General features: G+C 50.8%; 1 protein-coding gene. It reads left to right on the top strand.

The genetic code is table 11. The annotated features are described in order from the left end of the window. Positions 1-535 precede the first annotated feature (535 nt). Positions 536-1,366, top strand: coding sequence for a group II intron reverse transcriptase/maturase (gene ltrA / locus ACR2PX_RS01715; RefSeq protein ID WP_433997630.1), 831 nt, complete (start codon positions 536-538; stop codon positions 1,364-1,366). Positions 1,367-1,505 lie beyond the last annotated feature (139 nt).

Genomic DNA, 1,505 nt, shown 5'->3' on the forward strand with positions numbered 1-1,505 from the left:
TGCGGTGTGTCATGAGAACAGAGTCGGTCTGTTCGCAACTGTATTAGAGATGGAGGTAGGCCCTCCGGTGGCGGCTTCTGGAAGCGACCACCAAACCACTGTGAGCTGCGCTGATTAAGAGTCAGGGTGGTGAGCGTCACAGAAAAGGCGTAACAAGATTGCGTCAGGTAAGAAGTCAGGAGATGAACGCAAGTGAACCACTGATGACGTGTCGTAACCATACACGCTGACATCAAAAGTGAGGGGCGCATCGACCTCATGATAAGTTCAGGGGTTATCCAGTTACTGCCTGAGCGGTGTCCGGCGCAAAGGTGGCATGAACTGACTTCAGGCTCTTTTACGGAACATGAGAACCTGTCGCTCTGGTGTTAAGGGAGCAAGCCAAGCTGACGAAACAGCAAGGCTTTGAGTACCAAAACAGAGCACAGGGGCGGATCAGCTCGTAGTAGTGATGAAGCACCTGTAATGGGTGTGGAGCGAAGGGCTGACTTATCCAGCAGAAGGAATAGATCAACCAGTTTTATGGGATGAATCTATGACGGAAGCAAAACCGTTCACAATTTCGAAAAGGCTTGTCTGGCAAGCCTGGCAGAGAGTGAAGGCCAACAAGGGAGCTGCGGGTATTGATGGTCAGTCACTGGCTGATTTTGAAGTCAATCTTGGCAGCAACCTATACAAACTGTGGAACAGGATGTCCTCGGGAAGTTACTTTCCTCCCCCCGTCATGCGTGTAGACATCGACAAGAAAGATGGAGACACGAGACCGCTGGGAGTGCCGACAGTAGCTGATCGCATAGCCCAGACTGTGGTCAAATTAATCGTGGAGCCATTAGTGGAGCCTGCTTTCCATGAAAACTCCTATGGTTACCGTCCTAACAGAAGTGCTCATCTGGCAGTGGCGCGGAAGCGCTGCTGGCGTCGTGACTGGGTGATTGATCTGGATATCAAGGGTTTCTTTGACAATCTTGATCATGAACTCATGATAAAGGCGGTGAGGCACCACATTCAGGAACCTTGGGTTTTACTGTATATCAAACGTTGGCTGGAAGCTCCTGTTGATAATGGCAAGGAACAAGTCACGCGAACCAAGGGAACGCCGCAAGGGGGCGTTATAAGTCCACTTTTGGCAAATCTGTTCATGCACTACGCATTTGATCATTGGTTGGAGCAGCATATTCCGAATGTCTGGTTTGAGCGCTACGCTGATGATGCGTTGATCCACTGCCATACAGGGCAGGAAGCAGAGTCTGTTCTGGAGCAAGTCAGGGGGCGGTTAAAAGACTGTGGTCTGACTTTGCATCCGGTAAAGACGAAGCTGGTCTACTGCAAGGATCATGATCGACCGGAGAAGCATGAAAACAGGTGAGTAGACCGAGGGAACTTCCCCCTCAGCCTCTCGCAAAACGGAACGTGAACCTCTCGATTCATTCCGCTTCCATCAAGCAAACGTTCTTGCTGATCCAAATCGCCAATGGGCGAAGAGTCCGGGGCATCGTAACGACAAC

Source organism: Endozoicomonas sp., assembly GCF_051008435.1.
Lineage (GTDB): Bacteria > Pseudomonadota > Gammaproteobacteria > Pseudomonadales > Endozoicomonadaceae > Endozoicomonas_A.

What these genes read in the sequence shown, in the direction of transcription:
- ltrA (WP_433997630.1), top strand. Translation starts at nt 536, where the DNA reads ATGACGGAAGCAAAACCGTTCACAATTTCGAAAAGGCTTGTCTGGCAA.